Origin of the sequence: Methylobacterium sp. WL19 (assembly GCF_008040005.1) — a bacterium.
Taxonomy (GTDB): domain Bacteria; phylum Pseudomonadota; class Alphaproteobacteria; order Rhizobiales; family Beijerinckiaceae; genus Methylobacterium; species Methylobacterium bullatum.
On sequence record NZ_VRVC01000029.1, the window covers coordinates 1 to 23575 of the forward strand.

28 protein-coding genes are annotated in these 23575 nt (G+C 67.2%); 17 read left to right on the forward strand and 11 right to left on the reverse strand.

The features are described from left to right. The 4 genes from FV220_RS08100 to FV220_RS08115 all read left to right on the forward strand — a co-directional run. A partial coding sequence (locus FV220_RS08100; protein ID WP_147830621.1) for a phosphoketolase family protein occupies nt 1–1372 on the forward strand: 1372 nt, incomplete at its 5' end. Nucleotides 1373–1508: 136 nt separating this feature from the next. Next, entirely contained in the window at nt 1509–1808 is a 300-nt protein-coding gene (locus FV220_RS08105) for a cytochrome c (protein ID WP_147830678.1), read from the forward strand. Nucleotides 1809–2073: 265 nt separating this feature from the next. Continuing rightward, on the forward strand, nt 2074–2286 hold the full coding sequence (locus FV220_RS08110) for a hypothetical protein (protein ID WP_147830623.1): 213 nt from the start codon (nt 2074–2076) through the stop codon (nt 2284–2286). Nucleotides 2287–2469: 183 nt separating this feature from the next. Beyond that, nucleotides 2470–2694, forward strand: a complete 225-nt coding sequence (locus FV220_RS08115) for a hypothetical protein (protein ID WP_147830625.1) — start codon at nt 2470–2472, stop codon at nt 2692–2694. An 88-nt stretch (nt 2695–2782) separates the two neighbouring features. Here FV220_RS08115 and FV220_RS08120 read toward each other — a convergent pair whose 3' ends face one another. Next, entirely contained in the window at nt 2783–3313 is a 531-nt protein-coding gene (locus FV220_RS08120; RefSeq protein ID WP_238253744.1) for a DUF1003 domain-containing protein, read from the reverse strand. A gap of 113 nt (nt 3314–3426) precedes the next feature. Further along, nucleotides 3427–4245 carry a universal stress protein gene (locus tag FV220_RS08125; RefSeq protein WP_147830627.1) on the reverse strand — a complete coding sequence of 273 codons (819 nt, stop codon included), beginning with the start codon at nt 4243–4245 and terminating at the stop codon, nt 3427–3429. A 239-nt stretch (nt 4246–4484) separates the two neighbouring features. Between FV220_RS08125 and FV220_RS08130 the strand changes: the two genes are divergently transcribed. Further along, nucleotides 4485–5303: a universal stress protein gene (locus FV220_RS08130; protein WP_147830629.1), complete on the forward strand. Its 819-nt coding sequence runs from the start codon at nt 4485–4487 to the stop codon at nt 5301–5303. A 161-nt stretch (nt 5304–5464) separates the two neighbouring features. After that, complete coding sequence (locus tag FV220_RS08135; RefSeq protein WP_147830631.1) at nt 5465–7033, forward strand: bifunctional aminoglycoside phosphotransferase/ATP-binding protein; 1569 nt, start codon at nt 5465–5467, stop codon at nt 7031–7033. Here FV220_RS08135 and cysQ read toward each other — a convergent pair. Beyond that, a complete protein-coding gene (cysQ, locus tag FV220_RS08140) occupies nt 6986–7804 on the reverse strand; it encodes a 3'(2'),5'-bisphosphate nucleotidase CysQ (RefSeq protein WP_147830633.1) in 819 nt (272 codons plus the stop codon). The two genes, FV220_RS08135 and cysQ, sit on opposite strands and share 48 nt — an antisense overlap. Before the next feature lie 212 nt (nt 7805–8016). Then, the gene (locus tag FV220_RS08145; RefSeq protein WP_147830635.1) at nt 8017–8667 is read right to left on the reverse strand and encodes a BON domain-containing protein; all 651 of its coding nucleotides are present in this window, start codon (nt 8665–8667) and stop codon (nt 8017–8019) included. A gap of 228 nt (nt 8668–8895) precedes the next feature. Between FV220_RS08145 and FV220_RS08150 the strand changes: the two genes are divergently transcribed. Continuing rightward, nucleotides 8896–9303, forward strand: a complete 408-nt coding sequence (locus FV220_RS08150; RefSeq protein ID WP_147830637.1) for a hypothetical protein — start codon at nt 8896–8898, stop codon at nt 9301–9303. 45 nt (nt 9304–9348) lie between these two features. Here FV220_RS08150 and FV220_RS08155 read toward each other — a convergent pair whose 3' ends face one another. Continuing rightward, nucleotides 9349–10953, reverse strand: coding sequence for an oleate hydratase (locus FV220_RS08155; RefSeq protein ID WP_147830639.1), 1605 nt, complete (start codon nt 10951–10953; stop codon nt 9349–9351). 162 nt (nt 10954–11115) lie between these two features. Between FV220_RS08155 and FV220_RS08160 the strand changes: the two genes are divergently transcribed. The 6 genes from FV220_RS08160 to FV220_RS08185 all read left to right on the forward strand — a co-directional run bounded on the left by FV220_RS08160 (nt 11116) and on the right by FV220_RS08185 (nt 15550). Further along, complete coding sequence (locus FV220_RS08160; protein WP_147830641.1) at nt 11116–11475, forward strand: hypothetical protein; 360 nt, start codon at nt 11116–11118, stop codon at nt 11473–11475. Between the two features lie 52 nt (nt 11476–11527). Further along, complete coding sequence (locus FV220_RS08165) at nt 11528–11734, forward strand: hypothetical protein (protein WP_147830643.1); 207 nt, start codon at nt 11528–11530, stop codon at nt 11732–11734. A gap of 74 nt (nt 11735–11808) precedes the next feature. Beyond that, nucleotides 11809–13695, forward strand: a complete 1887-nt coding sequence (dnaK, locus tag FV220_RS08170) for a molecular chaperone DnaK (RefSeq protein ID WP_147830645.1) — start codon at nt 11809–11811, stop codon at nt 13693–13695. A 29-nt stretch (nt 13696–13724) separates the two neighbouring features. Then, complete coding sequence (locus FV220_RS08175; RefSeq protein WP_238253740.1) at nt 13725–14249, forward strand: nucleotide exchange factor GrpE; 525 nt, start codon at nt 13725–13727, stop codon at nt 14247–14249. A 54-nt stretch (nt 14250–14303) separates the two neighbouring features. Beyond that, on the forward strand, nt 14304–15209 hold the full coding sequence (locus FV220_RS08180; protein WP_147830649.1) for a J domain-containing protein: 906 nt from the start codon (nt 14304–14306) through the stop codon (nt 15207–15209). Between the two features lie 5 nt (nt 15210–15214). Then, nucleotides 15215–15550 (forward strand): chaperone modulator CbpM, encoded by a 336-nt coding sequence (locus tag FV220_RS08185; protein WP_187273357.1) that lies wholly within the window; start codon nt 15215–15217, stop codon nt 15548–15550. 23 nt (nt 15551–15573) lie between these two features. Here FV220_RS08185 and FV220_RS08190 read toward each other — a convergent pair whose 3' ends face one another. Further along, entirely contained in the window at nt 15574–16053 is a 480-nt protein-coding gene (locus FV220_RS08190; protein ID WP_147830652.1) for a hypothetical protein, read from the reverse strand. A 331-nt stretch (nt 16054–16384) separates the two neighbouring features. Between FV220_RS08190 and FV220_RS08195 the strand changes: the two genes are divergently transcribed. From FV220_RS08195 to FV220_RS08205, 3 genes are read left to right on the forward strand one after another with little or no spacing between them, the layout of a single operon-like run. Continuing rightward, nucleotides 16385–17755, forward strand: a complete 1371-nt coding sequence (locus tag FV220_RS08195; RefSeq protein ID WP_147830654.1) for an MFS transporter — start codon at nt 16385–16387, stop codon at nt 17753–17755. A 55-nt stretch (nt 17756–17810) separates the two neighbouring features. Next, the gene (locus FV220_RS08200) at nt 17811–18797 is read left to right on the forward strand and encodes a 2-hydroxyacid dehydrogenase (RefSeq protein WP_147830656.1); all 987 of its coding nucleotides are present in this window, start codon (nt 17811–17813) and stop codon (nt 18795–18797) included. A 38-nt stretch (nt 18798–18835) separates the two neighbouring features. Beyond that, nucleotides 18836–19210: a hypothetical protein gene (locus FV220_RS08205; protein WP_147830658.1), complete on the forward strand. Its 375-nt coding sequence runs from the start codon at nt 18836–18838 to the stop codon at nt 19208–19210. Nucleotides 19211–19306: 96 nt separating this feature from the next. Here the strand turns inward: FV220_RS08205 and FV220_RS08210 are convergent, their stop codons facing one another. Further along, nucleotides 19307–20524 carry an MFS transporter gene (locus FV220_RS08210; RefSeq protein WP_147830659.1) on the reverse strand — a complete coding sequence of 406 codons (1218 nt, stop codon included), beginning with the start codon at nt 20522–20524 and terminating at the stop codon, nt 19307–19309. Between the two features lie 98 nt (nt 20525–20622). Between FV220_RS08210 and FV220_RS08215 the strand changes: the two genes are divergently transcribed. After that, a complete protein-coding gene (locus tag FV220_RS08215; protein WP_147830661.1) occupies nt 20623–21087 on the forward strand; it encodes a helix-turn-helix domain-containing protein in 465 nt (154 codons plus the stop codon). Between the two features lie 159 nt (nt 21088–21246). Here the strand turns inward: FV220_RS08215 and FV220_RS08220 are convergent, their stop codons facing one another. The 4 genes from FV220_RS08220 to FV220_RS08235 all read right to left on the reverse strand — a co-directional run bounded on the left by FV220_RS08220 (nt 21247) and on the right by FV220_RS08235 (nt 23477). Further along, nucleotides 21247–21717: a heme-binding protein gene (locus FV220_RS08220; RefSeq protein ID WP_147830663.1), complete on the reverse strand. Its 471-nt coding sequence runs from the start codon at nt 21715–21717 to the stop codon at nt 21247–21249. Further along, nucleotides 21717–22427: a hypothetical protein gene (locus FV220_RS08225; RefSeq protein WP_147830665.1), complete on the reverse strand. Its 711-nt coding sequence runs from the start codon at nt 22425–22427 to the stop codon at nt 21717–21719. Before FV220_RS08225 ends, FV220_RS08220 begins: the two co-directional genes overlap by 1 nt. Nucleotides 22428–22500: 73 nt before the next feature. Then, a complete protein-coding gene (locus FV220_RS08230; RefSeq protein WP_147830667.1) occupies nt 22501–23148 on the reverse strand; it encodes a BON domain-containing protein in 648 nt (215 codons plus the stop codon). Nucleotides 23149–23192: 44 nt separating this feature from the next. Next, on the reverse strand, nt 23193–23477 hold the full coding sequence (locus FV220_RS08235) for a hypothetical protein (RefSeq protein WP_147830669.1): 285 nt from the start codon (nt 23475–23477) through the stop codon (nt 23193–23195). Nucleotides 23478–23575 lie beyond the last annotated feature (98 nt).

A 23575-nucleotide genomic window follows, 5' to 3' on the forward strand; every position in this document is an offset into this window, starting at 1 on the left:
ACGCGATCCGAGGCCGCTGCGCCTGCCCGACCTCGCCGCCTACGCCGTCGCGATGCCGTCCCACGGCACGGCGGTCGCCGAGGCCACCCGCGTTCTCGGCCGCTACCTTCGCGACGTGCTCGCCCTCAACGCGGAGGCCCGCAACTTCCGGGTGATGGGGCCGGACGAGACCCTGTCCAATCGCCTCGACGCCGTGTTCGACGTCACCGACCGGGTCTGGCGCGATGCCATCCTGCCCACCGACGAGCACCTCGCGCGCCAGGGCCGGGTGATGGAGGTGCTGTCGGAGCACCTCTGCGAGGGCTGGCTCGAAGGCTACCTTCTCACCGGCCGCCACGGCGTCTTCGCCTGCTACGAGGCCTTCATCCACATCGTCGATTCGATGGTGAACCAGCATGCGAAGTGGCTGAAGGCCTCCCGGGCACTGGCCTGGCGCAAGCCCGTGCCCTCGCTCAACATCCTGCTGACCTCGCATGTCTGGCGCCAGGACCAGAACGGGTTCAGCCACCAGGATCCGGGCTTCATCGACTTCGTCGCCAACAAGAAGGGCGACACGGCGCGGGTGTACCTACCGCCGGACGCCAACTGCCTGCTCTGGGTGATGGACCATTGCCTGCGCACCCACGACCGCATCAACGTCGTCGTCGCCGGCAAGCAGCCGGCCCTCCAGTGGCTCGGCGCAGACGAGGCGGCCCGACATTGCACGGCCGGCATTGGGGTGTGGGAATGGGCCTCGAACGACGGCCCGGCCGAGCCGGACGTTGTTATGGCCTGCGCTGGCGACGTTCCGACGATGGAGACCCTGGCCGCCGTCGCTTGGCTCCGCACCCGCATTCCGGAGATCCGGATCAGGGTCGTCAACGTCGTCGACCTGATGACGCTGCCGTCGCCCGACATGCACCCGCACGGGCTCGACGACGCCACCTTCGACAGCCTGTTCACACGCGACCGACCGGTGGTGTTCGCCTACCACGGCTACCCGTGGCTGATCCATCGGCTGACCTACCGGCGCACCAACCACGGACACATCCACGTCCACGGCTTCGTCGAGGAGGGGACGACGACGACCCCCTTCGATATGGCGGTGCTGAACGGTCTCGACCGCTACCACCTCGCGCTCGCCGCTTTGAAGTGGTCGTCCGGGTTGGGGCCGGCCGTGCAGCATGCCGAGGAGGAACTGCGCGACCTGCTGGCCCTGCACCGCGAACACGTCTGCCGCACCGGCGAGGACCTGCCACAGGTGCGCGACTGGGTCTGGACGGACCATCCGTCCATGGCCGGCCCGGAAGGGACGACAATCGCCCAGGTCGACCTGCAGCTAACGAACGAGGTCGTGGAATACGAGACCGGCCCCGAGATCCAGATGTCCTAGGCATCGCAGACCCGGTTTCGGTGCTGCGGTGGGTCGGTGGCGCTTGCGTCCCGGCCCATCGTGCCGATGGCCCTCGCCGCATCCCACGATCCACCGAATCTGGAGCCGTCCCGTGTCCCTGCGCCTTGCCTTGTCGATGCTTTTCCTCCCCTGCCTCATGGGAAGCCTGGCGGCCGCCACGGAGGGGCAGGTCCAACGCGGCAAGACTTTCGTTGGGGCGAACTGCGCCAGCTGCCATGCCGTGGGACGGATCGGCGCGAGCCCGCTGGGCATCGCGCCGGCATTCCGGGACCTACATACGAGATACCCGGTCGAGGACCTTGGCGAGGCCCTGGCGGAGGGCATCACTACAGGTCACCCGACCATGCCGCAGTTCCAGCTTGAACCCGACCAGATTACGGATGTGCTGGCCTACCTGAAGTCCCTGGAGCGCTGACCTCGGCTGCAGGTCGAAATCGGCCCGTCGAGAAACCGAGGCGGGACATCGGTTATGAACGCTCAGGTCGAGAGGCTCTCCGATGCCCGTCTCGCATTCCCCATGGAACGGGCATCGTCGACGCTGGTCGCGGCGTCTGCGCAAATTCGGATAGCGGCTCCGCGAAATCACTCAGGCCCATGGCGGTGTCTGGGGGGGAGGGTTGCGGCAGCCAGACCCTACATCCCCGTCACGACGGCATCACGCCAACGGACGGAGACAAGACATGAGACATACCCCAATCACGGCTGCTTTCCTGGCCTGTACGATGCTGGTCGCGACCCCGGCGCTCGCGATCACCGTGACCAACCAGGACAAGGGCGAACACACCCTCATGGTGGACAAGGGCGAGGCCCAGGCGACCCAGAAACTGGCGGCGGGGGCCTCGGCCGAGATCGAGTGCAAGGAAGGCTGCGAGCTTCGCGTCACGGGTTCCTGATACGGCCGCTCAGTGGAAAAGGGCGACAAGCTCGTGATCGCCGGGGGAATGATCCGCTTCACCGACGAGGACATCGTCACCGGGTCCACCAAATCCGCGAAATGACGAGACGGGGCATCAGCTCACCCTCTGCGGGTCGAGGCACCACCGCCTCGACCCGTTGGCGATACCGGAGGATCGACCATGCCGTGCCACCCCTGCATCGACTCTCAGGACCAGTACGTCCGGCCGAAGTCCCTGGTCACGTTCGAGACGGCGGCCGACGGGGTCTGGCTGGTCTCGGCGCACGACGCCTCGGACAACGACATCCTCCCCGAGCTTGAGGACCTTCAGCGCCGAGCGCTCGCAAGCGAGATCCTTGAAGATTACCGGCATGCCCGCGGGTCCGGGCCGCCGACGGGCTCGTGACGACGCATCGGCATCCGCTGAGGATCGTCGGTCCGGTTCCTCTGTCCAACCCACGAGGCACGGCGCCTTCTCGTAGGGATGCGGCCCGTCAGTCCGGGACGGACTTCATCGAGTGGATGCCAACCGCCTTGGCGATGACCTCGATCCGCACCGATTGGGCCTCCAGCATGCCTTCGAGGCTTTCCATGCGGATGCGGTCGAGCTTCTCGTGCAGGGCCATGATCTCGACCTCGGCCTTGAGGTTGATCTCGTAGTCGAGGCCGGCCGCGAGCCGGTCCCGGGCCGCCTGGCGGTTCTGGGACATGAGGATCACCGGGGCCTGGAGCGCAGCGACCATCGACAGGATCAGGTTGAGGAAGATGTACGGATAGGGGTCGAAGCCGTCGGCCCGGCCGAGGATGACGGTGTTCACCACGACCCATGCGCCGAGCATTCCCGTGAAAACGAGGATGAAGCCCCAGGATCCGCCCAACTGGGCGACGCGATCCGCGAGACGCTCGCCGAAAGTCTGATGCTCGACGAGGACGCGGTTCACGTCCCGGGACACGTGGCACCGCTTGGCGATGTGGAGGATCACCCGCCGCTCACGCTCGGACAATCCTTCCAATCCGGCCTCCATCAATTGGCGGGCGAGGTGGGTGACCGCGCCGTCGACGGGTGGCTTCCCGGTGGCGACGGGCATTGCCGGGGCAGATGGGGGGATCGGGCCGGTCGCGGGGGCGCTGTCGCTCATCAGTGGCTCAGGAAGCTGCAGACGGGGGAGTACCGCAGGACATCCCGGGTGACGCCGCCGAGAATCATTTCCCGCACTCGGCCGTGCCCGTAGGCTCCCATGACGATCAGGTCCGACGCGTACTCGGATGCGAGGTCGAGCAGTGTCTCCGCGTCGCTCGCCCCCTCGGTCAGGTACTCAGAAGACGTTGCATCGATGTCGTGCGATGAGAGGTAGGCGGCCACGTCCGCAGCTCCGGTGGCCTGGTCCGTGGGCGTGACCGCCACGACGTCGACCCGGCCCGCCAGGCGCAGGATCGGCAAGGCGTCCATGACCGCGCGACGGGCCTCCCGCGTGTCCTTCCACGCCACCATCGGGCGTCGGAGTTCGAGGTGGTCGATGCCGGGCGGCACGACGAGCACTGGCCGTCCCGCGGCGAGGACGACGGAGGCAGGGTCGAGTGGGCGGATGCACCCGGTCGCCCCGTCCTCGTCTCCCCGTCCGACGACGATGAGGTCGGCCGCCCGGGCCTGGTCCGTCAGGAAGGCCAGGCCGGGCTCGACGGCGGAGCGCCACGAGACCCGGCTCCGGCTTCCGACCGCCACGCGGAACAGGTCCTGCGCTCGGGCGAGCCCTTCGAGGACGGCCCGTTCGGTCAGTCCCGGTAGGAACGCGGAGGCGCCCATCGGTCCGACCTGCGCCGTGACATGGTCCGGCATCTGCGCGGCGACGCCTATCGTGCGGCCATCGAGAGCGTCCGCGAGATGGACCGCGATGGATGTCCGGGCGCCTGCGTCACCGGCGAGGTCGATGGACACCATGATGCTTGCGAAGGTCATGTATGGCGTGCCTCGATTGGATACGGGACGCTTGGAATGCCCGTTCGGGGCGGAGACGTCTTTGACCCAGCGCAAACGCGGTGTCGCCGATCCACTCCCCCGCGAAACGGGAGACACGGTCCGCGTGCGACACCTCGGTGTCGCCGATTCTCGCTACGTTTGGGTACGTGTTTGCGCTGGATCAACGATGGCCCTTCGATGCCCGGGCATGGTCTCCCTTTCGTCGTCGGAGGCCTGCCATGTCGTACGCCAGCATCATCGTCGCCGTTGACCCAGGGGAGCAGGCGGCGCCACGCGTGACGCTCGCGGCGCATCTGGCGCGAAGGCTCGATGCACGTCTCATAGGCGTCGCGGCCTGGGGGCCGGATTACCCGCGGGGGTTCGGCGAGACCTCGGTACCGACCGGATACGGGGTCGAGGAGATCCGCCAAAAGGCCCTCGATGAGCTCAAGTCGGCGGAGGAGGCGTTCCGCCTCGCGGCCGAACCGGCCGAGCAGACCGAGTGGCGTTCCGAACTCATGGAGACCGTCACCTTCCTCGCGGAGCAATCGCGGGCGGCCGACATCGTCGTCGTCGGGCGTCAGGGGACGAACGACCGGCCGCACCTCGTGGCCGCGGTGAGCCCAGGCAACGCGCTGATGGCCGTGGGCAAGCCCGTGCTCGTGGTCCCGCGGGGCGTGGAACGGCTGTCGGCGTCCCGCGTGGTCGTGGCCTGGAAGAACACAATGCAGAGCCGCAGGGCGATCTCGGACGCGATGCCGTTCCTGAAGCTCGCCGAGGCGGTCCAGGTCGTTCAGGTCACGGACGACGGCGACCGGACCGAGTTGGACGACGTGGTGGCCTATCTCGGCTTACACGGAGTGAAGGCCGCGGGAATCCTCAAGGCGTCGAACGGGGGAGGCACGGCCGAAACCCTCCTCGATGCTACCGAGGGCTTCGGGGCGGACCTGATCGTCAGCGGGGCCTTCGGGTACAGCCGCCTACGCGAATGGTTCTTCGGCGGGGTCACGCGCAACCTCCTCGACCACAGCCCGATCTGTTGCCTGATGTCCCATTGACCCGAGCGAGGCCCAGGAATGACGAGGGAGCTTTCAATGGCCTGGATGAGCTGGTTGCGTGACCGCTTCATCGACACGACGGCGAGCAGCCGGTTGCGGACCCCGGTCCGGGGCTCTGGATCGGAGCCGCTCGTGACACCACCGACCGCGGTGGCGCGCCCATGACCGTGGAGGATCAGGCCGAGACCGTCGCTTTCCTGAAAGGCGAGGCCGCCCTCCTGGGGCTTCCGGTCGACACCATCACGACGCACATCTCGACCGTCCTCATGGCCGGCGACCGTGCATTCAAGCTCAAGCGACCCGTTCGCTTTCCCTATCTGGATTTCTCGACCGCCGAGCGCCGGTTGGCCTTCTGCGAGGCCGAACTCGTCCTGAACCGTCGCACCGCGCCCGAACTCTACCTCGGGGTCCGCCGGATCACGCGGGAGGCCGACGGGCGGCTGGCCTTCGACGGCACCGGCCCCCTCGTCGACGCGGTCGTGGAAATGCGCCGTTTCGCGCAGCACGACCTTCTCGACGACATGGCGCAGCGCGATGCGCTCACCCCGGCCCTGATCACCGACCTTGCGCATCGCATCGTGGAGTTCCATCGCGACGCGGCGGTCAGTCTCGATCATGGCGGGGCGGCCGGCATCGCCGCGGTCCTGGACATGAACGACCGCTCGCTACGCGCGGTGGCGCTGGTCTCGGAGGAGGCGGCGGACGCCCTTCGCGCCGCCTTCCGAAGCGCCTTCGAACGGCATGCTCCCATGCTGGAGAATCGGCGTCTGACCGGTAAGGTGCGCCACTGTCACGGCGATCTCATCCTGCGCAACATCTGTCTCGTCGACGACGTACCGACCCTGTTCGACTGCATCGAGTTCGACGACGCCATCGCGACCATCGACGTCCTCTACGACCTCGCCTTCCTGCTTATGGATCTCTGGCACCGCGACAAGGGCGACCTCGCCAATCTTCTGTTCAATCGCTACCTCGACGAGACGGACGAGGCTTCCAGCATCGGAGCGTTGCCCTTCCTCATGGCAATCCGCGCCGCGATCCGTGCCCATGTCACGGCGGCCCAGGCGGGTGGTCAACCTCCAGGCAAAGCCGCGAGAACGCTCGTCGAGGCGCGCGCGTATCACGACTTCGCCCTGTCGCTGCTGGCGGGTTCGGACGCGACGCTGCTCGCGGTCGGGGGCCTCAGCGGATCAGGCAAGTCGACCGTTGCGGCCTGCGTTGCGTCCCATCTCGGTTCGCCGCCCGGCGCCCGTGTCCTCAACAGCGACCGCATCCGCAAGGATGCCTTCGGCGTTTCGGCCGAGACGCGCTTACCTCCGTCCGCCTATCTGCCGGAGGTGTCCGCAACGGTCTACGCCTCCCTCCGGGACGAGGCATGCCAAGCCTTGTCCTCCGGGTGTGCGGTCGTTGCCGATGCTGTGTTCGACCGGCCTTCCGAGCGCGCGTCCATCGAGGCGACGGCCGCGAAATCCGGTGTCGCGTTCCAGGGCGTCTGGCTTGAGGCGCCCACCACCGGACTGCTGGCATCCCGGATCGCCGACAGGCGGGACGACCCGTCGGACGCGACCGCCGAGGTGCTCATGGATCAGGTCCGGCGCGATTGCGGGGACATCGATTGGCAGCATCTCGCCGCGGAGGCAAAACCGACGATGACTAGGGACGCGATCCTGGCGTCCTCTCCCTCACGCGGCAACGGCAGGATCGGAAGCCGGGAGGTTGAACCCGCCTGAGGCGAGGAACCCGGGCAGCCGATAGTCCTTGGTCTGGTCGCCGTAGCGCAGTGGCGCCCCGTCCGGCGCCGTCATGGTCCCGCCGGCCGCCTGCAGGATGGCATGCCCCGCCGCGATGTCCCATTCCCGGATGCCGCCCAACCCGGGATATACGTCCGCCATGCCCTCGGCGATGCGGCAAAACTTGAGGGAAGACCCCATCGGACGGCTCTCAGCCAGCGGCAGGCGCGACAGGTAGGCCTCGGTCATGGGATCCGCGTGCGAGCGGCTTACCAGTGCGACGAGGCCCGCGTCGGGCGGCGCGCGAACCCCGATGCGACGGGCGCCGGTCAGGTCGGCGGCCTCCGAACCGGGCGGGGCCGGGACCGTGTAACTCGATGTCCCGCCGAACCATGCCTGCCCGAGCAGGGGGGCGTAGATGGCACCGGCGATGGGCCTGCCATCCTCGATCATGGCGACGTTGACCGTGAACTCGTTGCGCTGCGCGATGAACTCACGGGTCCCGTCCAGGGGGTCGACGAGGAGGAAGCGCGGGCCGAGCTCGGATCTGTGCCCGGCCGCGACGCTCTCTTCCGCGACCACCGGGATTCCCGGGAACGCCGCGGCGAGCCTTTGCAGGATCAGGCGTTCGGCCGCGAGATCGGCCTCGGTGACAGGGGACCCGTCCGCCTTCCACCACGTGGGGCATCCCTGGGAATAAACGGAGGCCACGGGTCCGCCCGCGGCAATCGCGATATGGACCAGTGATCGGGCCAGCGTGTCGAGCGGCATCGGACCCATCCCCTCGGATACCGGGGTCAGCAACGGAAATCGTATCGGGACCCGCTCCTCACGAAGTGCCCATCGGGGCGCATCGGTTCCCGGGTGCTTCGGCGCCGGTGGAATGGCCGTGCTCGCGATGGCTCTTGGTCACGGTCGGTTTGCCTCTGGTCTTCGGAAAGCCCGGGCCGGGCCTGGAGTGCCAGGCCCGAACGTCGCTTCGTTCACACGACGCCGATGCTGTTCACGACCGCCGTGGTGCCGGGAGACGCCCAGGCCGCGCCCAACGCCTCGCGGCGCTCCTGCATGCTGCGCACGGTCCCTCCAAGATAGACGGTCCCCCCATCGGCGGTGACGGTCACGGTCTTCGGGTCGAACAGCCACGAGCGATCTAGCGCCTCGCTGATCCTGTCGCTGACGGCCGCCACGTCGACCTGGGACCGCACGGTGATGAGGTTATTGACCGCCACCACGCCGCAGAGATGACGCAACTCCCGCTCGGCGGCCTCGAACTGGAAATGGTGGTCGACCTCGCCCGTCAGGGTGATGACACCCTTTGAGACCTTCACGGAGACGCAGTCCGGCGGCACGGCCACGTTCCAGGCGAGGCGCGCGACGGCGGTCGTCGCGATGTCCACGTCGGATCGCTTGAAGGAGAGTGGCACGTCGACCTCGATCTCCATGACGATGGCCTTGACGCCGTAGACGCGACGGGCGGCGGCCTCGGCAGCCATCTTCTCGTCATACGTCTCGACCTGCCCGGACAGGGAAACGATGCCGTCCTTGGCTGTTACACCGATCTCCGAGGAGGTCACCGCCGGGTCCCAGATGAGTTCGGCCGTGACGCGGTGCTGCAGGCTGGTGTCGCTGGACATGGGGATCTCCGTAACGATGCGATGAACCGCTCGGCACCCATGCCCCCGGGGTGGCGATGATCGCCGTCCATGTCCAAGGGGATGTCCCGGCATCCGGCCAACCTAGGGAGCGGCACCGATGTGGTCCTTGATCCAGCGCAAGGATCGTACCGGGCCGGCATCTACGGTGACCGACACGCCTGCACGGTCGACGCCCCGCGTTCGGCCAAAGGCGAAAAGGAACACGAGATGACCTGTCCCCGCGCCGTCGAGGCCCTGATGAAGCAGCAAGACCGTCTCGCCGGTCTGCTCCGCCTGATCGATGACGGGCGCTGGTGGACGGGGGACGGCGCCTGCCTGATCGACGAGGACGAGGTCTGCATGCAAGCCGACAGGATCGGGAGCGCCCTCGACGTGGTCGAGCGTCTCGCTAACGAGATGGCCGCCGAGAACGGCACCGGCACGGGGTCGCAGCTTGCGGTGATGGCCACGCATGGCGTTCCGGTCCTTCGCGCTTCCGAGGACCTCGTGATCCCGGATGACCTCGGCCCGTTCTCCCCCGGTCCGGTCGATCCCCATCCGCCGGAGATCCATGAATCGGGCGGATACGAGCAACGGGCCTGGGGTTTGTCCGACGGCACCTCGAAGCTGGCCTGACGGTTTGGGCGCCCCCGACGGGAGCGCCCAACTTGCCTTCGGACGTCATGCATCCTGCAGGTCGTGCAGCGCCCGGTAAGCCTTGAACAGGACGCGGGGATCGAACTTGCCCTGGTAGACGGCGGGCGGCTCGCGTTCGAGGCCGAGCAGTCCGTAGACGGCGGCCTGGGCGGAGCGGATCGAGTATTCGACCGTGAACACCACGTCGTCGGGCAACTCGCAGAACTGGCCCATGAGGCCGAGGTTCGTCGTGCCCTTCGGGATCACCTGCGGCCGGTCGCCGGGCTCGCGCGGCAGGAACTGGCTCGTGATGAACGGCATCATGCAGGGGATGCAGATGGCCTTGTCGAGGATGCCGGCCGCCTCCGTCTCGATGCGCAGGTGGCCGAGGATCTCGGTCATGATCTCCCGCCCGGTGCAGGCCGACATCGGCTTCCTCACGAAGTTGCCGGGCTCGTCGACGGCGAGGCCATAGCCCCAGAACACCCCGACGTCCTTCGGCTGTCCGATAAAGTGCGGCTGGAACGGGATGACGATGGAGGCCAGCCAGTTCGAGTGCGGGAAGGTGACGAGGCCGCCCTCGCCGGGAACGTTGCCGGTGTAGTCGCGGACCATGCGCAGGAACGTTGGGTCATGCAGGGTGGTGGTGAAGGAGACCCACTTGGACTGGTCGATGTGGTCGGTGAAGACCTCGGGGCGTCCGAACGCGGGGCGGTCCCTTGCGAGGTTCTCCCAGAGCGTCCAGGCACCGCCGTCCGTCTTTCCCTTGAGGGCGGGGACGCTGTCCATGCCGCCCAGCGTCGAGCCCTCGGTCATCGAGCCCAAGGTCACCAATACAATGTCGCCCTCACGGACCCGGATCTCGCCCGCTTTCCCGAAGTGGTCTGTCAGGATGCGCGAGACGCTCTTCCCGCCCTCCTGTCCGACGAGCCCCAGGTCGGTCACCCGGGTGTCGAACGTGAAGACGACGCCGCGCTCGTCGAGCCACTTGCGCAGCGGCAGCACCATGGAATCGTACTGGTTGTACACCGTCCGCATGATGCCGTGCAGGCGGTTGAAGCCCGAGACCATGTGGGCGAACCGGACGAGGTAGCGCCTGAACTCGACCGCCCCGTGCCAAGGCTGGAAAGCGAAGGTCGTGCACCACATGAACCAGAAGTTCGTCTCGAAGAACGACGGGTCGAACTGCTCGGCGATGGTGGATTTCCCAAGCACGGATTCCGGAAGGATGGCGAGGCGCTCGATGGTGAGGATGTGTCCCTCGCTCAAGCCGAACCGAGGCGCCGTCAGCCGTTCCCCGTCGCTGACGAGGCGCGCCTTCGACGAGGTCTTCAGCGTCTCGTTCCAAGCGAAGGTCTCCTGGGTCACCGTCTGGGTACCATCGAGCGTCGGGATCGAGCCGAACAGGTCGAAGGTGCAGAGGTATTTGCTCTCCAGCATACGCCCTCCGCGCAGGACGTAGCCGTCCGTCGGATCGCCCGACCCGTCGAGGCTGCCGCCGAGGACGCCAGTCTCCTCGATCAAGGTGATGTTGCACCCGGGCACGTCGCCGTCGCGGATGAGAAAAGCCGCCGCGGCCAGGGAAGCGATGCCGCCCCCGATGAGGAAGGCTTTCCGGTCAGGGCGGGCGATGGGGTCTGCATGGTCCATGCGGTGTCTTGCCTGTGGGCGTCTACGAAGGGTCCGCCGAGCCTATTCCAAGGGACCATCGCGTCTTTGATCCAAGACAAAGCCACCGCTCGGGATGGGGCGCATAGACGTTCGGCGATGTATTCGAGCCCTGGGCACGACATCGGGCGAAGGAAATCTCCGATGCATCTTTCCGTTCTGCTCCTTTCCGCCGTGTTCGCCTTGGCCATGACCGATGCCGGCTACGCCCAGGCCACCCTCCCGAACGACGACGTGAACATCGCGAACAATCCCGGCACGGTGAAGGACGCCCCGTCGGCCCGGGTCGAGGCCCTGGACTGCACCTGCCGCAATACGGCGCCGGATGCGGCCGATGCGGCAGATCCAAAAGGCGGCGCCGCGCCCGGCGACCTGATCGTCGATTGCAGTTGTCGCCAGACCGTTCCGGACACGACAGGGACCGTGGCCATCCCTGCCGGCCCCGAGGCGACGGCGCCCGGGTCGCCCAAGTCGCCCGGCGGCGGTTCGGCTCCGCCGCGCTGACCGCTGTCGCGGCGGAGCCGAACCGCCCCGCACCATCCCGGAAAGGTCGGTCATGAACCCGAAGCCCGCGCCCACGACGGCCATCGACGAGCTCCAACGCGAGACCTGGGACGACGATGGCGGGGCGGGCCTGACGGGACCCCGCACGACGAGCCGGGTCCCGAAGGCTCCGGCATCCCTGAACGCCCGCCGCGTCCCGCCGGATGGGACGCCTCGACAGCCCGGCCCGGGCTTTCCGTCGACCACCCCTCGAAGCTGACTCATCGCGACCTTCGACGCCGGCGATGCACGCCGACAGCCACGATCCTCACCAACCACATCTCGGAGACCATCATGTCCAAGGCCATCGGCATCGACCTCGGCACCACGAACTCCTGCGTCGCCGTCCTCGACGGGGCGAAGGCGCAGGTCATCGAGAACGCGGAAGGCGCGCGGACCACGCCGTCCATCGTCGCCTTCACGGAGAACGGCGAGGTCCTCGTCGGGCAGCCGGCCAAGCGCCAGAGCATCACCAACCCCGAGAACACCATTTCGGCGATCAAGCGCCTGATCGGCCGTCGCTACGACGATCCGCTGACCGAGAAGGACAAGGCCATGGTCGGCTACAACATCGTGCCCGGCCCCAACGGCGACGCCTGGGTCGAGGTGAAGGGCAAGACCTACAGCCCGAGCCAGATCAGCGCCTACATCCTGACGAAGATGAAGGAGACCGCGGAGGCCTTCCTCGGCGAGAAGGTGACCAAGGCCGTCATCACCGTGCCGGCCTACTTCAACGACGCGCAGCGCCAGGCCACCAAGGACGCCGGCCGCATCGCCGGCCTGGAGGTGCTCCGGATGATCAACGAGCCCACGGCCGCGGCGCTGGCCTGCGGTCTCGACAAGAAGGGCAACGGCAAGGTCGGCGTCTACGACCTCGGCGGCGGCACCTTCGACGTCTCGTTCCTTGAAATCGGCGACGGCGTGTTCGAGGTGAAGTCCACCAACGGCGACACCTTCCTCGGCGGAGAGGACTTCGACAACCGCATCGTCGACTACCTCGTGGAGGAGTTCCGCAAGGAGAGCGGCATCGACCTGCGCAAGGACCGGCTCGCCCTGCAGCGCCTCAAGGACGCTGCCGAGAAGGCCAAGATCGAGCTGTCCTCGGCCTCCCAGACCGAGGTGAACCTGCCCTTCGTCACGGCCGACCAGAACGGGCCGAAGCACCTCGCGATCAAGCTCAGCCGCGCGAAGCTCGAAGCCCTCGTCGCCGACTTGGTCGAGCGGACGACGGCGCCCTGCAAGGCGGCGTTCAAGGACGCGAACCTCGACGTGTCGCAGATCGACGAGGTCGTCCTCGTCGGCGGCCAGACCCGGATGCCGAAGGTGCAGCAGACCGTGCAGGCCCTGTTCGGACGTGAGCCGCACAAGGGCGTGAACCCGGACGAGGTCGTGGCCATCGGTGCCGCGATCCAGGCCGGCGTGCTCCAGGGCGACGTCAGCGACGTGCTGCTCCTCGACGTCACCCCGCTCTCGCTCGGCATCGAGACCCTGGGCGGGGTGCTGACCCGGCTGATCGAGCGCAACACCACGATCCCGACTAAGCGCAGCCAGACCTTCTCCACCGCAGCCGATAGCCAGCCGGCAGTGACGATCCGGGTGTTCCAGGGCGAGCGCGAGATGGCCGCCGACAACAAGATGCTCGGCCAGTTCGACCTCGTCGGCATCCCGCCGGCGCCACGGGGCCAGCCGCAGATCGAGGTGACCTTCGACATCGACGCCAACGGCATCGTCAACGTCTCGGCCAAGGACAAGGCCAGCGGGAAGGAGCAGACAATCCGGATCGAGGCCTCGGGCGGTCTCGACGAAGCGGCGATCCAGCGCCTCGTTCGCGAGGCCGAGACCCATGCGGGCGCCGACAAGGTGCGCAAGGAGCTGGTCGAGGCCGGCAACCATGCAGACGTCGCGATCTACACGACCGAGAAGAGCCTCAAGGAGGCGGGGGGCAACGTTCCCGCCGACGTGAAGGCCGAAGTCGAAACGAGCCTTACAGCGGCGAGGGAGGCGATTCAGGCCGGTGACCTCGCGCGTATCAGGACGGCGACCGAACGCCTGACCCTGGCGGCCTCGCGCCTGGGCGAGACCGGACTGGCTGCCAAGGGCCCGTCCGCCGATCCGGAGATCGTCGATGCCGAGTTCCAGGACGCCCCGGGCGACGACACCCGCCACAGGCCGGCGGCATGAGTGGTCCATTGTCGGGGGAGGACTGTTTGATGACCGAAAGCATGAACGACACCATGCCCCCTGACGGGGAGGTCGCGGATCTCGCCGCCCTCCAGGCCGAGAACGCCTCCCTTCAGGACCGCCTGATGCGGGCGCTCGCCGAAACCGAGAACGTTCGGCGACGCGGCGAGCGCGGCATCGAGGACGCCAGGAAGTTCGCCGTCCAGGATCTGGCGCGCGAGCTCCTGCCCGTCGCCGATAACCTGCACAGGGCCATCGCGGCGGCCACGGGCGCAGGTGCCGGGCCTGCGGCCCATGCGTCCTTGCTCGAAGGCGTCGGGGCGACCGAACGGATGCTGACCTCCGCCCTCGAACGCTTCGGCGTCCGCCGGATACCCGCCCTTGGCACGCGCTTCGATCCGAAGGCGCACGAGGCGATGCAGGAGGTCGAGGATGCCACCCAGGCGCCGGGGACCGTGATCGACGTCATGGAGGAAGGCTTCACCCTCCACGACCGCCTGTTGCGACCGGCGCGCGTGGTTGTCGCCAGGGTACGATCTCGTGTCGGCGCGTAGCGCCGACACCGTCCTTATCGGCCCCGCGACCATCCCGACCCGGAGGAATCCGCATTGAGCGAAGATCCGTACAAGGTTCTCGGCGTGACGCGGGACGTCTCCGAGGCGGACCTGCGCACGGCCTACCGGAAGCTCGCCAAGAAGCTGCATCCCGACCTGAACCCCGGCAACAAAAAGGCCGAGGAAGGCTTCAAGGCGGTGGCGACTGCCTACGACCTGCTGAACGACCCCGCCAAGCGCGCCCAGTTCGACCGTGGCGAGATCGACGCGTCCGGAAGCGAGCGCCCGCGGCAGCCGTACTATCGCGAGCAGGCAGAACGGGACGCGGGTCATCCTTATGGTGGCGAACAAGGGTTCGGGGATTTCGGCGGCGAGGACATCTTCGCGCAGATGTTCGGTCGCGCCGGGCGTGCCGATCCCAACCGGGCCGGTGCGGATGCCCGCTACCGGCTGGAGCTCGACTTCCTGGAGGCGTTCAACGGCGGCAAGCGCACGCTCACCCTCCCGGACAGCCAAGCCCTTGACGTCACGATCCCGCCCGGAACGCGGACGGGGCAAACGCTGCGCCTGCGCGGCAAGGGCGGCTCCGGCATCGGGAAAGGGCTGCCAGGCGACGCCCTGATCGAGGTCGAGGTCCGTCCTCATTCGCTCTTCAAGCTCAAGGGGGACGACATCCACATCGACCTGCCCTTGTCGCTTCGCGATGCAGTCCTCGGCGGCAGGGTCAGCGTTCCGACCCCGTCCGGCCCGGTTTCCATGACCGTTCCGAAGTGGAGCAACGCCGGCGCTGTGCTCCGTCTGAAGGGCAAGGGCATGGTCCGTGGCGGTGCCTCCGGCGACGAGTACGTCACCCTGCGACTGACCCTGCCGTCCGAGCCGGATGCGGAGTTGCAGGACTTCGTATCCCGGTGGGGGACCACGAAGCCTCATGAGACCCGGCAAGCCGAGGAGACGCTATGATGGAGATGCGTGAGTTTCAGGTCCGCGCCAGCGTGGAGACCGATGTCCTGCACGCGTGGATCGACACCGGCTGGGTCATCCCGAACGAGACCGAGGGGCGCATGACCTTTCGCGAGATCGACCTCGGTCGAGCGCAACTCATACAGGATCTCGAAAGGGACTTCGGCGTGAACGAGGAAGGCATCGTCCTCATCCTCGATCTCGTCGACCGGATGAGCGGCATGCGCCGGACGCTCGGTCATCTCGCCGTGGCGATCCGCCGGGAGCCGGACCACGTCCAGGACCGGATCGCCGATGGGGTCCGTGAGGCCTCTCGGAAGATCACCGAGCTTGCTTCCTGAAACGGACGAGGTGTCCGACGGCTCTAATCGCCGCCGATTGGGGAAAAGCGGTCTTGGGTCGGTGCTTCTCGCTGCGCCACTAGGCGGAACGGCGTCACGGAGGCGGTATCCGGGACGACGGGATCGCTTCGATCCTGGGAATTCGTGAGTTGAGATTCTACGACCGTTCGCATGATGTCGAGCCCGGCGGTCACCACAATGGCAAGACCGAGGACGACCAGCATCGAGACGGCCGGCTCTGCCAGCGGCGAGGCGATGACGGCGTCCGGTGGCACAAGGGCGCGTTGCAGGAACCAGGGTGAGACCGCCACCCATGCGCCCAGTATGCCCGATCCCCACCGCGTCCCCGGCGCCGGCTCGGGCCCGTCGAGGAAGGCCAGGCCCATGACGGCGAGACCGCATCCGGTCGCGCTCAGCATGGCGGGGAAGTTCCCCGTGTGGATGAAGAGGAAGGGCGTCAGGACGACGAGCGCCCCCAGTACGGCCGAGATGCCGTCGAGCATGCCCCCGACGTCGTTCCCGGCCCCTGAAGACCTTCGTTGACTCCCGCCCATGTCACCCGCTCCACGTGGGCCGATCACGGTCGCGAGCGAGGTCCGCCCATCGAGGTGCCGGCAAGGAACGAGCTTAGGGTGGGCAGGCGGGCGGTATCCTTGATCCAGCGCAAAGCGTCGTCCCAAGCCCCGATCTAGGGTCTTCCCGTCCCCCCGGTCCCTCGCGGGACGCGTCCCCTCGTCGGGGGCTCCCGGTGTCGCGGATGGACACCGATGACCCTTCGTTCCGTGCGGGCATCACGAAACCGCGGGCCGACCTCGAACGCTGGAAGATCTTGAGATGGTGGATGCGGCAATCGCCACGGGCGATCCAAAAGGCCCACTGGCGGCTCCACCTGCGAGTGGACGATCCGATCCATCGCCGCCGGCAGAGCTCAAGCTCCTGTTCCTCCTTTCCTGGCTGCTGTGCGCGGTCTTCTACTTCTTCCAGTATGCGGTGCGTTCGGCGCCTGGGGTGATGCAGGCGGAACTGACCTCGGCCTGGGGCGCCAACCACATCGGCACGATGATCTCGGCCTACTACGTCGCCTACGCGGTGATGGCCCTGGTCGCGGGTGTCCTGCTGGACCGGTACGGTGCCCACCGAACCATTCCGTACGGGATCGCCGTGGTCGGCCTCGGCTGCCTCGTCTTCGCGCAGGGCAGCGAGGCGGCCGGCATGGCCGGCTTCGTCCTACAGGCGACCGGGGCGATCTTCGCCTTCGTCGGTTCGTCCTACGTTGCGGCCCGCTACCTGCCGACACGCATGCTGGCGCTGTTCATCGGCCTCACGCAATGCCTGGGCATGGCCGGCGCAGCGTTCGGATCCAAGCCCGTCCACATGGCCATCGACCCGGCCGGCGGCTTCAACGTCCCCTGGCAGCACGTGTGGGTCGCCTTCGCCGCGATGGGCTTCGCGCTCGCTCTCGCAACCTGGTTCGTGATGCCCCGCGAGACCGGCGACAGCCCGAGCCACCACGCGGAGCTCTCGCTCTCCGGCCTGCTCCATCCGTTCAAGGTTATCTTCGGTAATCCGCAGAGCTGGCTCGCCGGCATCGTCGGGGGACTTCTGTTCCTGCCCACCACCATCGGCGCCCTGGTATGGGCCACCTCGTTCCTCCACGCCGGCGAGAACCTCTCGATGGCGGACGCCGCGTCGGACGCGGCCATGGTGCCCATCGGCTGGGTCATCGGCTGCCCGCTCCTCGGATACGTGTCTGACAGGCTCGGCCGCCGCAAGCCGGTGCTGCTGGGCGGCGCCCTGCTGATGCTCGCGGCCGGCCTGACTGCCATCTACGTGCCTGTCGGAACGCTGCCGCGCTACTCGGTGGCCCTGGTCCTCGGCATCGCGTCAGGCGCGGCCATGATTCCCTTCTCGATGATGAAGGAGACCAACCCGTCCCAGGTGAAGGGTACGGCGGCCGGGGTGATGAACTTCCTCGTCTTCGTGACGACGGGGATCATGTCGCCCTTCATCTCGCACCTGATGCTGCCACGGCAGAGCGTTCCGTTGACCCTGTCCGACTTCCAGACCGCCTTCCTGCCCCTGGTGGGCGGCGTCGTCCTGGCCCTGATCCTCGCACTGTTCCTTCGGGAGACCGGCACGGCGGAGCAAGGCCCCCTCGCGCAGGACGGCACGAAGCCTTTCGTCCCGACCCTGGCGCCTGCCTGAGCGGCCCGACGCAGGTGCCCTTTCCCGGAACGCCCTCAAGCCCAAGGATGACCCCATGGATGTCGCGGTCTTCAGCACCAAGCCGTACGACCGGCGCTTCCTCGACGCGGCCGTCGCGGGGCGTCACGCCCTGACCTACATCGATGCGCGGCTCGATCCGACCACGGCGATCCTTGCCGGCAAGGCCCAGGTGGTCTGTGCGTTCGTCAACGACGCGGTCGATACCGCCGCCCTCGATGTGTTCGCGCAACTCGGTGTGCGCCTCGTCGTCCTGCGGTCGGCGGGCTTCAACAACGTGGACCTCGCCGCCGCCAAGCGCCAGGGCATCCTCGTTGCCCGGGTTCCGGCCTATTCGCCCGAGGCCGTCTCGGAACACGCGGTGGCGCTGATGCTGTCGCTCGACCGGCACATCCACCGCGCCTACGCCCGGGTGCGAGACGGCAATTTCGCCCTCGACGGTCTGCTCGGGTTCAACCTGCACGGCAGGACGGTGGGAATCGTCGGGACCGGCCGGATCGGCCTCGGCGTCGCCAGGATCATGCTGGGCTTCGGCTGCAAGGTCCTGGGATACGACGTCGAGCCAAGCCCGGCCTGCGAGGCCATGGGCGTTGTCTATCGCCCGCTGCAGGACCTGCTCGCCACCTCGGATATCATATCCCTGCACTGCCCGCTGACGCGCGAGACGCGGCACCTCATCGATGCGGCCGCGATAGGCGTCATGAAGCGCGGCGTGATGCTGATCAACACGAGCCGCGGCGCCATCATCGACACCAAGGCCGTCGCCGCCGGGCTGAAGGAAGGTCGGATCGGGCACCTCGGCCTCGACGTCTACGAGGAGGAGGAAGAGCTTTTCTTCGAGGACAAGTCCGACGCGGTGATCCGCGACGACGTCTTTGAGCGCCTGCTGATGTTCTCAAACGTGCTCGTCACCGGGCACCAGGGCTTTTTCACGGTCGAGGCGATGACGGCCATCGCCGAGACCACCGCGTCCAACATCGACGCGTTCGAACGGACGGGACGACCGGTCCACGAGGTCCTCTGACCCCACGAGGGCGCGTACCCTCGCCAATGGAGAACGCCATGCTTCCCCACGTCACCCTGACCCTCGCCCGCGGCCCGGATTTTCCCGATGGAAGCGTCGACCGCGGCTACGAGATCGACGCACCCCTCGACGCCGACGGACAGCTCGATCCCGCCCTTTGGCTTGAGCAGCGAGTCCATTGTCGCGTCCGACGCTTCTGGCTCGGGGAGCCGAACCGCGACGGGCGCCTGGTCCACCGGCAAGGTGGTTTTGGCGGTGGCACCTGGCTGATCGACTACGACGACAGGACGACCGACGACGACGAGCCGGGCTACCGGCTGGGCAGCCACCGTTTCATCAAGGGCGAGTACGTCTCGATCCGCGACGACGACACCATGCGGACCTTCAGGGTGTCCCACGTTCGTCGGTCGTGACGTACACGGGTCGAACGCCCGTTATGGGTGGGAAACGGACCGGCAGGTCTCCGATTGAGATGCAGAATGCGCTGCCGTTCCGGTTGGGTTACCGACCTAAGTGCGGCACGTCTGCACCGATCTCAGAGTGCACACCCAAACCAGTAGGGCAGCGGCGCTAAACATCGCTCCAAGCACCGAGACGCTGAACCAACCGGCCTGGGCATAGATCGAAGTCGCAGCAAAAGCACCGATGGCGCTGCCCACCGAGTAGAACACCATGTAGCCGCCGATGAGGCGGCTGCTGGCTTCGGGACGCAGGGCAATGATGAGGCTCTGATTGGTGACGTGTACGGCCTGCACGGCGAGATCGAGCAGAAGGACGCCAAGAAGCAAAGCCGGGATTGAGATTGGGAGCAGCGCGATCAGCGCCCATGACCCGAGCAGGAGCATGAGAGACGCTCCCGTCGCCCATTGACCATGGCCCCGGTCCGCCAGTCGGCCAGCCCCCGTCGCAGCCATCGCTCCCGCTAAGCCGACAAGGCCGAACAGTCCTATCCAAGTGTGGGAGTAGGAGAAGGGCGGGACGCTGAGCGGCAGCACCATCGCGGTCCAGAATGTACTGAACGACGCGAATATCAGAAGCGCGAGAACACCGCGAACCAGCAATACCGGTTCGCTGAGGAACAGGATGGGGACGGATCGGAGTGCGGCGGCATAGCCACCCGTGCTGACCGAGATCCGCTGCCGCGGCAGGACGCGCACGAGTAGGCCGAGGAGGGCGAGCGACAAACCGGCGGAGACCAGATAGACCGCTCGCCAACCACCGAGATCGGCCAATATCCCAGCCGCGAAACGCGCCGCGAGGATGCCGATCACGATACCGCTCGTAACCGTACCCACCACCCGACCTCGTTCGGTCGGTGTCGCGAGCGTAGCGGCGAATGCGACCAGGACCTGAACCACCACAGCGAGCAGCCCAACCGCTGCCATGCCTGCGAACAGGATCGCTCCGGTGCTGGCCGTGGCCACCGCTACCAGCGCAAGCACCGACAGAAGCCCCTGGCAAAGGATGAGGCGACGGCGGTCGACGAGATCGCCGAGCGGTACGATGAAGATCAAACCCAGCCCATAGCCGACCTGGGTGAGGGTCACCACGAGCCCAATCGCGGCAGGCGAAATTCCGAACTCCTGCGCCATCGCATCGAGTAGGGGCTGGGCATAGTAGATGTTCGCGACGCTCAAGCCGGCAGCGACGGCGAAAATCAGGATCGTCGTCTTGGGCAATCGTCCCTCCCGTTCGAGGAAGGTCCGTTCTCCTTTTTCAAGCGGCATGGCGCTTCCTTTATAAGATCCGATCTGGTTCCATCTTGAGACCACTTGCGGTTGGCGAATTCTAGTTCTAAATCGAGACCAGGTTGAAGCGGGAATGCATGGTCGTGGCGAAAAGGGTCAGCCTCTGGGACGCCGGATGCCCGGTTGCACGCGCCCTCGATGTCATCGGCGACTGGTGGTCGCTCCTGATCATTCGTGATGCCTTTGACGGCGTGAGGCGTTTTAGTGAGTTCCAAAGTGGTCTGGGGATCGCCAAGGGTATGCTGGCGACCCGCCTTCGCGACCTGACCGAGCGAGGCATTCTGGAGACCGCGCCCGCCTCAGACGGGAGCGCCTACCGGGAATATGTCCTGACGGAGAAGGGGCGTGGCCTCTTCCTCGTCATCGTCGCCCTCCGGCAGTGGGGCGAGGCTCACCTGTATCGGTCGAACGAGCACCGATCTCGCTTGGTGGATCGTGACGTAGGGGCTCCAGTCGCTCAGCTCGCCTTGCGATCCGCCGATGAGCGTCGTCTCGATTGGTGTGACACGCAGGTGCAGAAGTCGGACGTCAACCGACCCTAAGGCGACACGGCGACGTCTAAAGCCGATAATTCAGAACGCAACGCAGCTTTTTCCACTACCGACCAATGTCCGCTCTCAGGGATGGAGGCGCGCTTTCGGCACGGCAACGTTGGGTCGCGAGCAGACCCAGTGGCATCGCTACCGACATCAGAGTTTCCGTCACGCAAAAGCTAAACCCGGTCGCGTACCCGATCCCCGCGCCCCTCTCCATGCGGTGGCTCCGGCGGTCGCGCAGGCGAGGTCCTGTACCAGGGTCGCCTCGCCGTAGACGCCGACTGCGCCGATCAGGATACCATCCCGCCTCAGGGGTATGCCGCCGCGCTCGTGGAACGCCGCGGTACCCTCGCCCTCGACGACGGAACAGTAGAGGTCGTCCCCGGGCGGGGGCATAATCTCGCTCGGCTCGCCCGAGATCGCCGAGGCCACGGCCTTTCCGATGGCCCCGCGCGCGGTCATGCAGCCGGCACCGTCCATCTTCGAGAAGGCAACGAGGCGACCCTGGGGGCCGCACACCGCCACGCTGACGACGACCCCGAGGCGACGGGCCTCCTCGATGGCGTGGCCGACCATCGCGGTCGCCTCGGCCAGGGTCAAGTCGCCATCGGGTAGGGCGGATACGGGAGCGGCCATCACCGGCCGTCCAGGGCCAGCATCTCGCGACCAAGCGCGAGCAACTGACCGTCGGTGGCGGCCGACAGGTCGACGGTCGCGGTAGCAACGACGCGGATCTCGGTTCCCGGATGACGCTCGTGCAGTCGTTCCGAGAGGACGGCCATCGCGCTGGACTTGCCGGTCCCGTGGCCGACGATGGCCACGCGCGGCGCTCGTGCGACGGCCTCGGCGATGCGGTCGTAGTAGCCGAGGTCCTCGGACGCGCGCTGCCCGCGATAGTTGCCGTCCTCCTTGTGGGAGAGATGATGGATGTAGCCCTTGGGGTCGTAGGGGCGCAGAGTGGTCTCGGTCTCGCCGCCAACCGTCTCGGGATCGAGGCGATAGATCCGCGCCTCGTGGTGGTCGACGACGATGAGGGCATCGCTATCGGCCGGGACCGGCGAGGCCTCAAGAATTTCGGTCGAGTAGGGCGACAGCCCGGCATCCTGCATCAGGTGGCGCAGGCGCTCGACCTCGCGCGGGTCCATGTCCTTGTCCCGCGGACGGAGGAAGGTGGCCGTCCGGCCGGCCAGCGTGAAGCCCCACTTGTCGTCGCCCTTCTCCTCGGCGCTCCCGATCCGGCCGACGAAGGCGACCACCTCGCGCCATTCCAGATTGTTGCTGGTCGGGTGATGGAAGATCCGGCCGAGGAGCGTCCGGTCGTGGCCGTGGATCCGGGCATTGATCATCGCAAGGGGTTCCTGACGGACTCCGCACCGGGCGGTCTGCCCGGTGCGGTGGCGTGGGAGGTTCGCAGGTCGCTCAGACGACGCGGATGTCGTTGTCGACCGTCGTCGCGCCGGGGGCGCCCCAGGCCGTCCATCCGGCCATCTGGCGGTCGTACCAGGTGTGAACCGTGCCGCTAAGGTGGACGACGCCGCCGACCGCGCTGACCTCGATGGTCTTCGGGTCGTACCAGCTCCGATGCAGGGCATGCGTGATGTCGGCGCCGATGTCGGTCGCGTTGGGGCGCGGCTTGATGGTGACGTTGTTGGCAATGCCGACGACGCCGAGCATCCCGCGGATGTCATGCTCCGCCGCGGCCTTCTGGAACTGCCACTCGACCTCGCCGGTGAGGGTGACCCAGCCCTTCTCGACCGTCACCTTAACGGTCTCGTCCGGAACCGAGACATTCCAGTCCAGGCGCTGGACCACGGCCGCGGCGATCTCGTCGTCGTTGCGCTTGGCATGGTGGGGCAGCCGGACCTCGATCTCCTCGGCCACGGCCCGAACGCCCTTGACGCGTCCGGCGGCCTTCTCGGCGGCATGCTTTTCCATGTAGTTCTGGACGTGACCGGTCAGGGTCACGACGCCGTCCTTGGCGGTCACGCCGATATGGGCGGCGGTCACGCTCGGCTCCCAGCCGAGCTCGGCGATGACGTTGGTCTGCAAGGTCTTGTCGACGGTCATGATGGTCTCCGGGATCTCAGGGTCGAAGTAAGCGACGCGCACCGTCACCGATGGCGACGGTCGTGGCGGTGCTGGTGATGGCGGTGGTGGTGCCGCGAGCGCAGGCCACTGCGGTAGCCGCGACGGCCCGGGTCGATGCCGAGCGCGCCGTTGACGGTGCCGACGGCGCCACCGACCGCACCGCCGACGATGCCCCCAATGGGGCCGCCGACGCGGTCACCCTCGGCCGCGCCGCGGCGGACGCCACCGGGCAGGCCCTGGGCTTCTGCCGCGCCCGACAGGGCGAAAGCGGACAGGACGAGGGTGGCGGCAAGCAATGCCTTCTTCATGACGGGATTTCCTCTTCGTCTTTTCGAATCCCGGCCGCGGTCTTGCGGCCGGATCGACCTTCAGCGTCCGGATCTGCACCGCTCCCGACCAGGATGGC

Excerpts from the sequence above, each read along its gene's own strand:
- FV220_RS08195 (WP_147830654.1), top strand. The coding sequence starts at position 16,385 with ATGGTGGATGCGGCAATCGCCACGGGCGATCCAAAAGGCCCACTGGCG.
- FV220_RS08175 (WP_238253740.1), top strand. The coding sequence starts at position 13,725 with ATGACCGAAAGCATGAACGACACCATGCCCCCTGACGGGGAGGTCGCG.
- FV220_RS08145 (WP_147830635.1), bottom strand. The coding sequence starts at position 8,667 with ATGTCCAGCGACACCAGCCTGCAGCACCGCGTCACGGCCGAACTCATC.
- FV220_RS08235 (WP_147830669.1), bottom strand. The coding sequence starts at position 23,477 with ATGAAGAAGGCATTGCTTGCCGCCACCCTCGTCCTGTCCGCTTTCGCC.
- FV220_RS08185 (WP_187273357.1), top strand. The coding sequence starts at position 15,215 with ATGCGTGAGTTTCAGGTCCGCGCCAGCGTGGAGACCGATGTCCTGCAC.
- FV220_RS08215 (WP_147830661.1), top strand. The coding sequence starts at position 20,623 with ATGGTCGTGGCGAAAAGGGTCAGCCTCTGGGACGCCGGATGCCCGGTT.
- FV220_RS08150 (WP_147830637.1), top strand. The coding sequence starts at position 8,896 with ATGACCTGTCCCCGCGCCGTCGAGGCCCTGATGAAGCAGCAAGACCGT.
- FV220_RS08225 (WP_147830665.1), bottom strand. The coding sequence starts at position 22,427 with ATGATCAATGCCCGGATCCACGGCCACGACCGGACGCTCCTCGGCCGG.
- FV220_RS08190 (WP_147830652.1), bottom strand. The coding sequence starts at position 16,053 with ATGCTCGACGGCATCTCGGCCGTACTGGGGGCGCTCGTCGTCCTGACG.
- FV220_RS08155 (WP_147830639.1), bottom strand. The coding sequence starts at position 10,953 with ATGGACCATGCAGACCCCATCGCCCGCCCTGACCGGAAAGCCTTCCTC.
- FV220_RS08200 (WP_147830656.1), top strand. The coding sequence starts at position 17,811 with ATGGATGTCGCGGTCTTCAGCACCAAGCCGTACGACCGGCGCTTCCTC.
- FV220_RS08105 (WP_147830678.1), top strand. The coding sequence starts at position 1,509 with ATGCTTTTCCTCCCCTGCCTCATGGGAAGCCTGGCGGCCGCCACGGAG.
- dnaK (WP_147830645.1), top strand. The coding sequence starts at position 11,809 with ATGTCCAAGGCCATCGGCATCGACCTCGGCACCACGAACTCCTGCGTC.
- FV220_RS08230 (WP_147830667.1), bottom strand. The coding sequence starts at position 23,148 with ATGACCGTCGACAAGACCTTGCAGACCAACGTCATCGCCGAGCTCGGC.
- FV220_RS08205 (WP_147830658.1), top strand. The coding sequence starts at position 18,836 with ATGCTTCCCCACGTCACCCTGACCCTCGCCCGCGGCCCGGATTTTCCC.
- FV220_RS08210 (WP_147830659.1), bottom strand. The coding sequence starts at position 20,524 with ATGCCGCTTGAAAAAGGAGAACGGACCTTCCTCGAACGGGAGGGACGA.
- FV220_RS08160 (WP_147830641.1), top strand. The coding sequence starts at position 11,116 with ATGCATCTTTCCGTTCTGCTCCTTTCCGCCGTGTTCGCCTTGGCCATG.
- FV220_RS08135 (WP_147830631.1), top strand. The coding sequence starts at position 5,465 with ATGACCGTGGAGGATCAGGCCGAGACCGTCGCTTTCCTGAAAGGCGAG.
- cysQ (WP_147830633.1), bottom strand. The coding sequence starts at position 7,804 with ATGCCGCTCGACACGCTGGCCCGATCACTGGTCCATATCGCGATTGCC.
- FV220_RS08130 (WP_147830629.1), top strand. The coding sequence starts at position 4,485 with ATGTCGTACGCCAGCATCATCGTCGCCGTTGACCCAGGGGAGCAGGCG.
- FV220_RS08115 (WP_147830625.1), top strand. The coding sequence starts at position 2,470 with ATGCCGTGCCACCCCTGCATCGACTCTCAGGACCAGTACGTCCGGCCG.
- FV220_RS08120 (WP_238253744.1), bottom strand. The coding sequence starts at position 3,313 with ATGGAGGCCGGATTGGAAGGATTGTCCGAGCGTGAGCGGCGGGTGATC.
- FV220_RS08125 (WP_147830627.1), bottom strand. The coding sequence starts at position 4,245 with ATGACCTTCGCAAGCATCATGGTGTCCATCGACCTCGCCGGTGACGCA.
- FV220_RS08110 (WP_147830623.1), top strand. The coding sequence starts at position 2,074 with ATGAGACATACCCCAATCACGGCTGCTTTCCTGGCCTGTACGATGCTG.
- FV220_RS08220 (WP_147830663.1), bottom strand. The coding sequence starts at position 21,717 with ATGGCCGCTCCCGTATCCGCCCTACCCGATGGCGACTTGACCCTGGCC.
- FV220_RS08165 (WP_147830643.1), top strand. The coding sequence starts at position 11,528 with ATGAACCCGAAGCCCGCGCCCACGACGGCCATCGACGAGCTCCAACGC.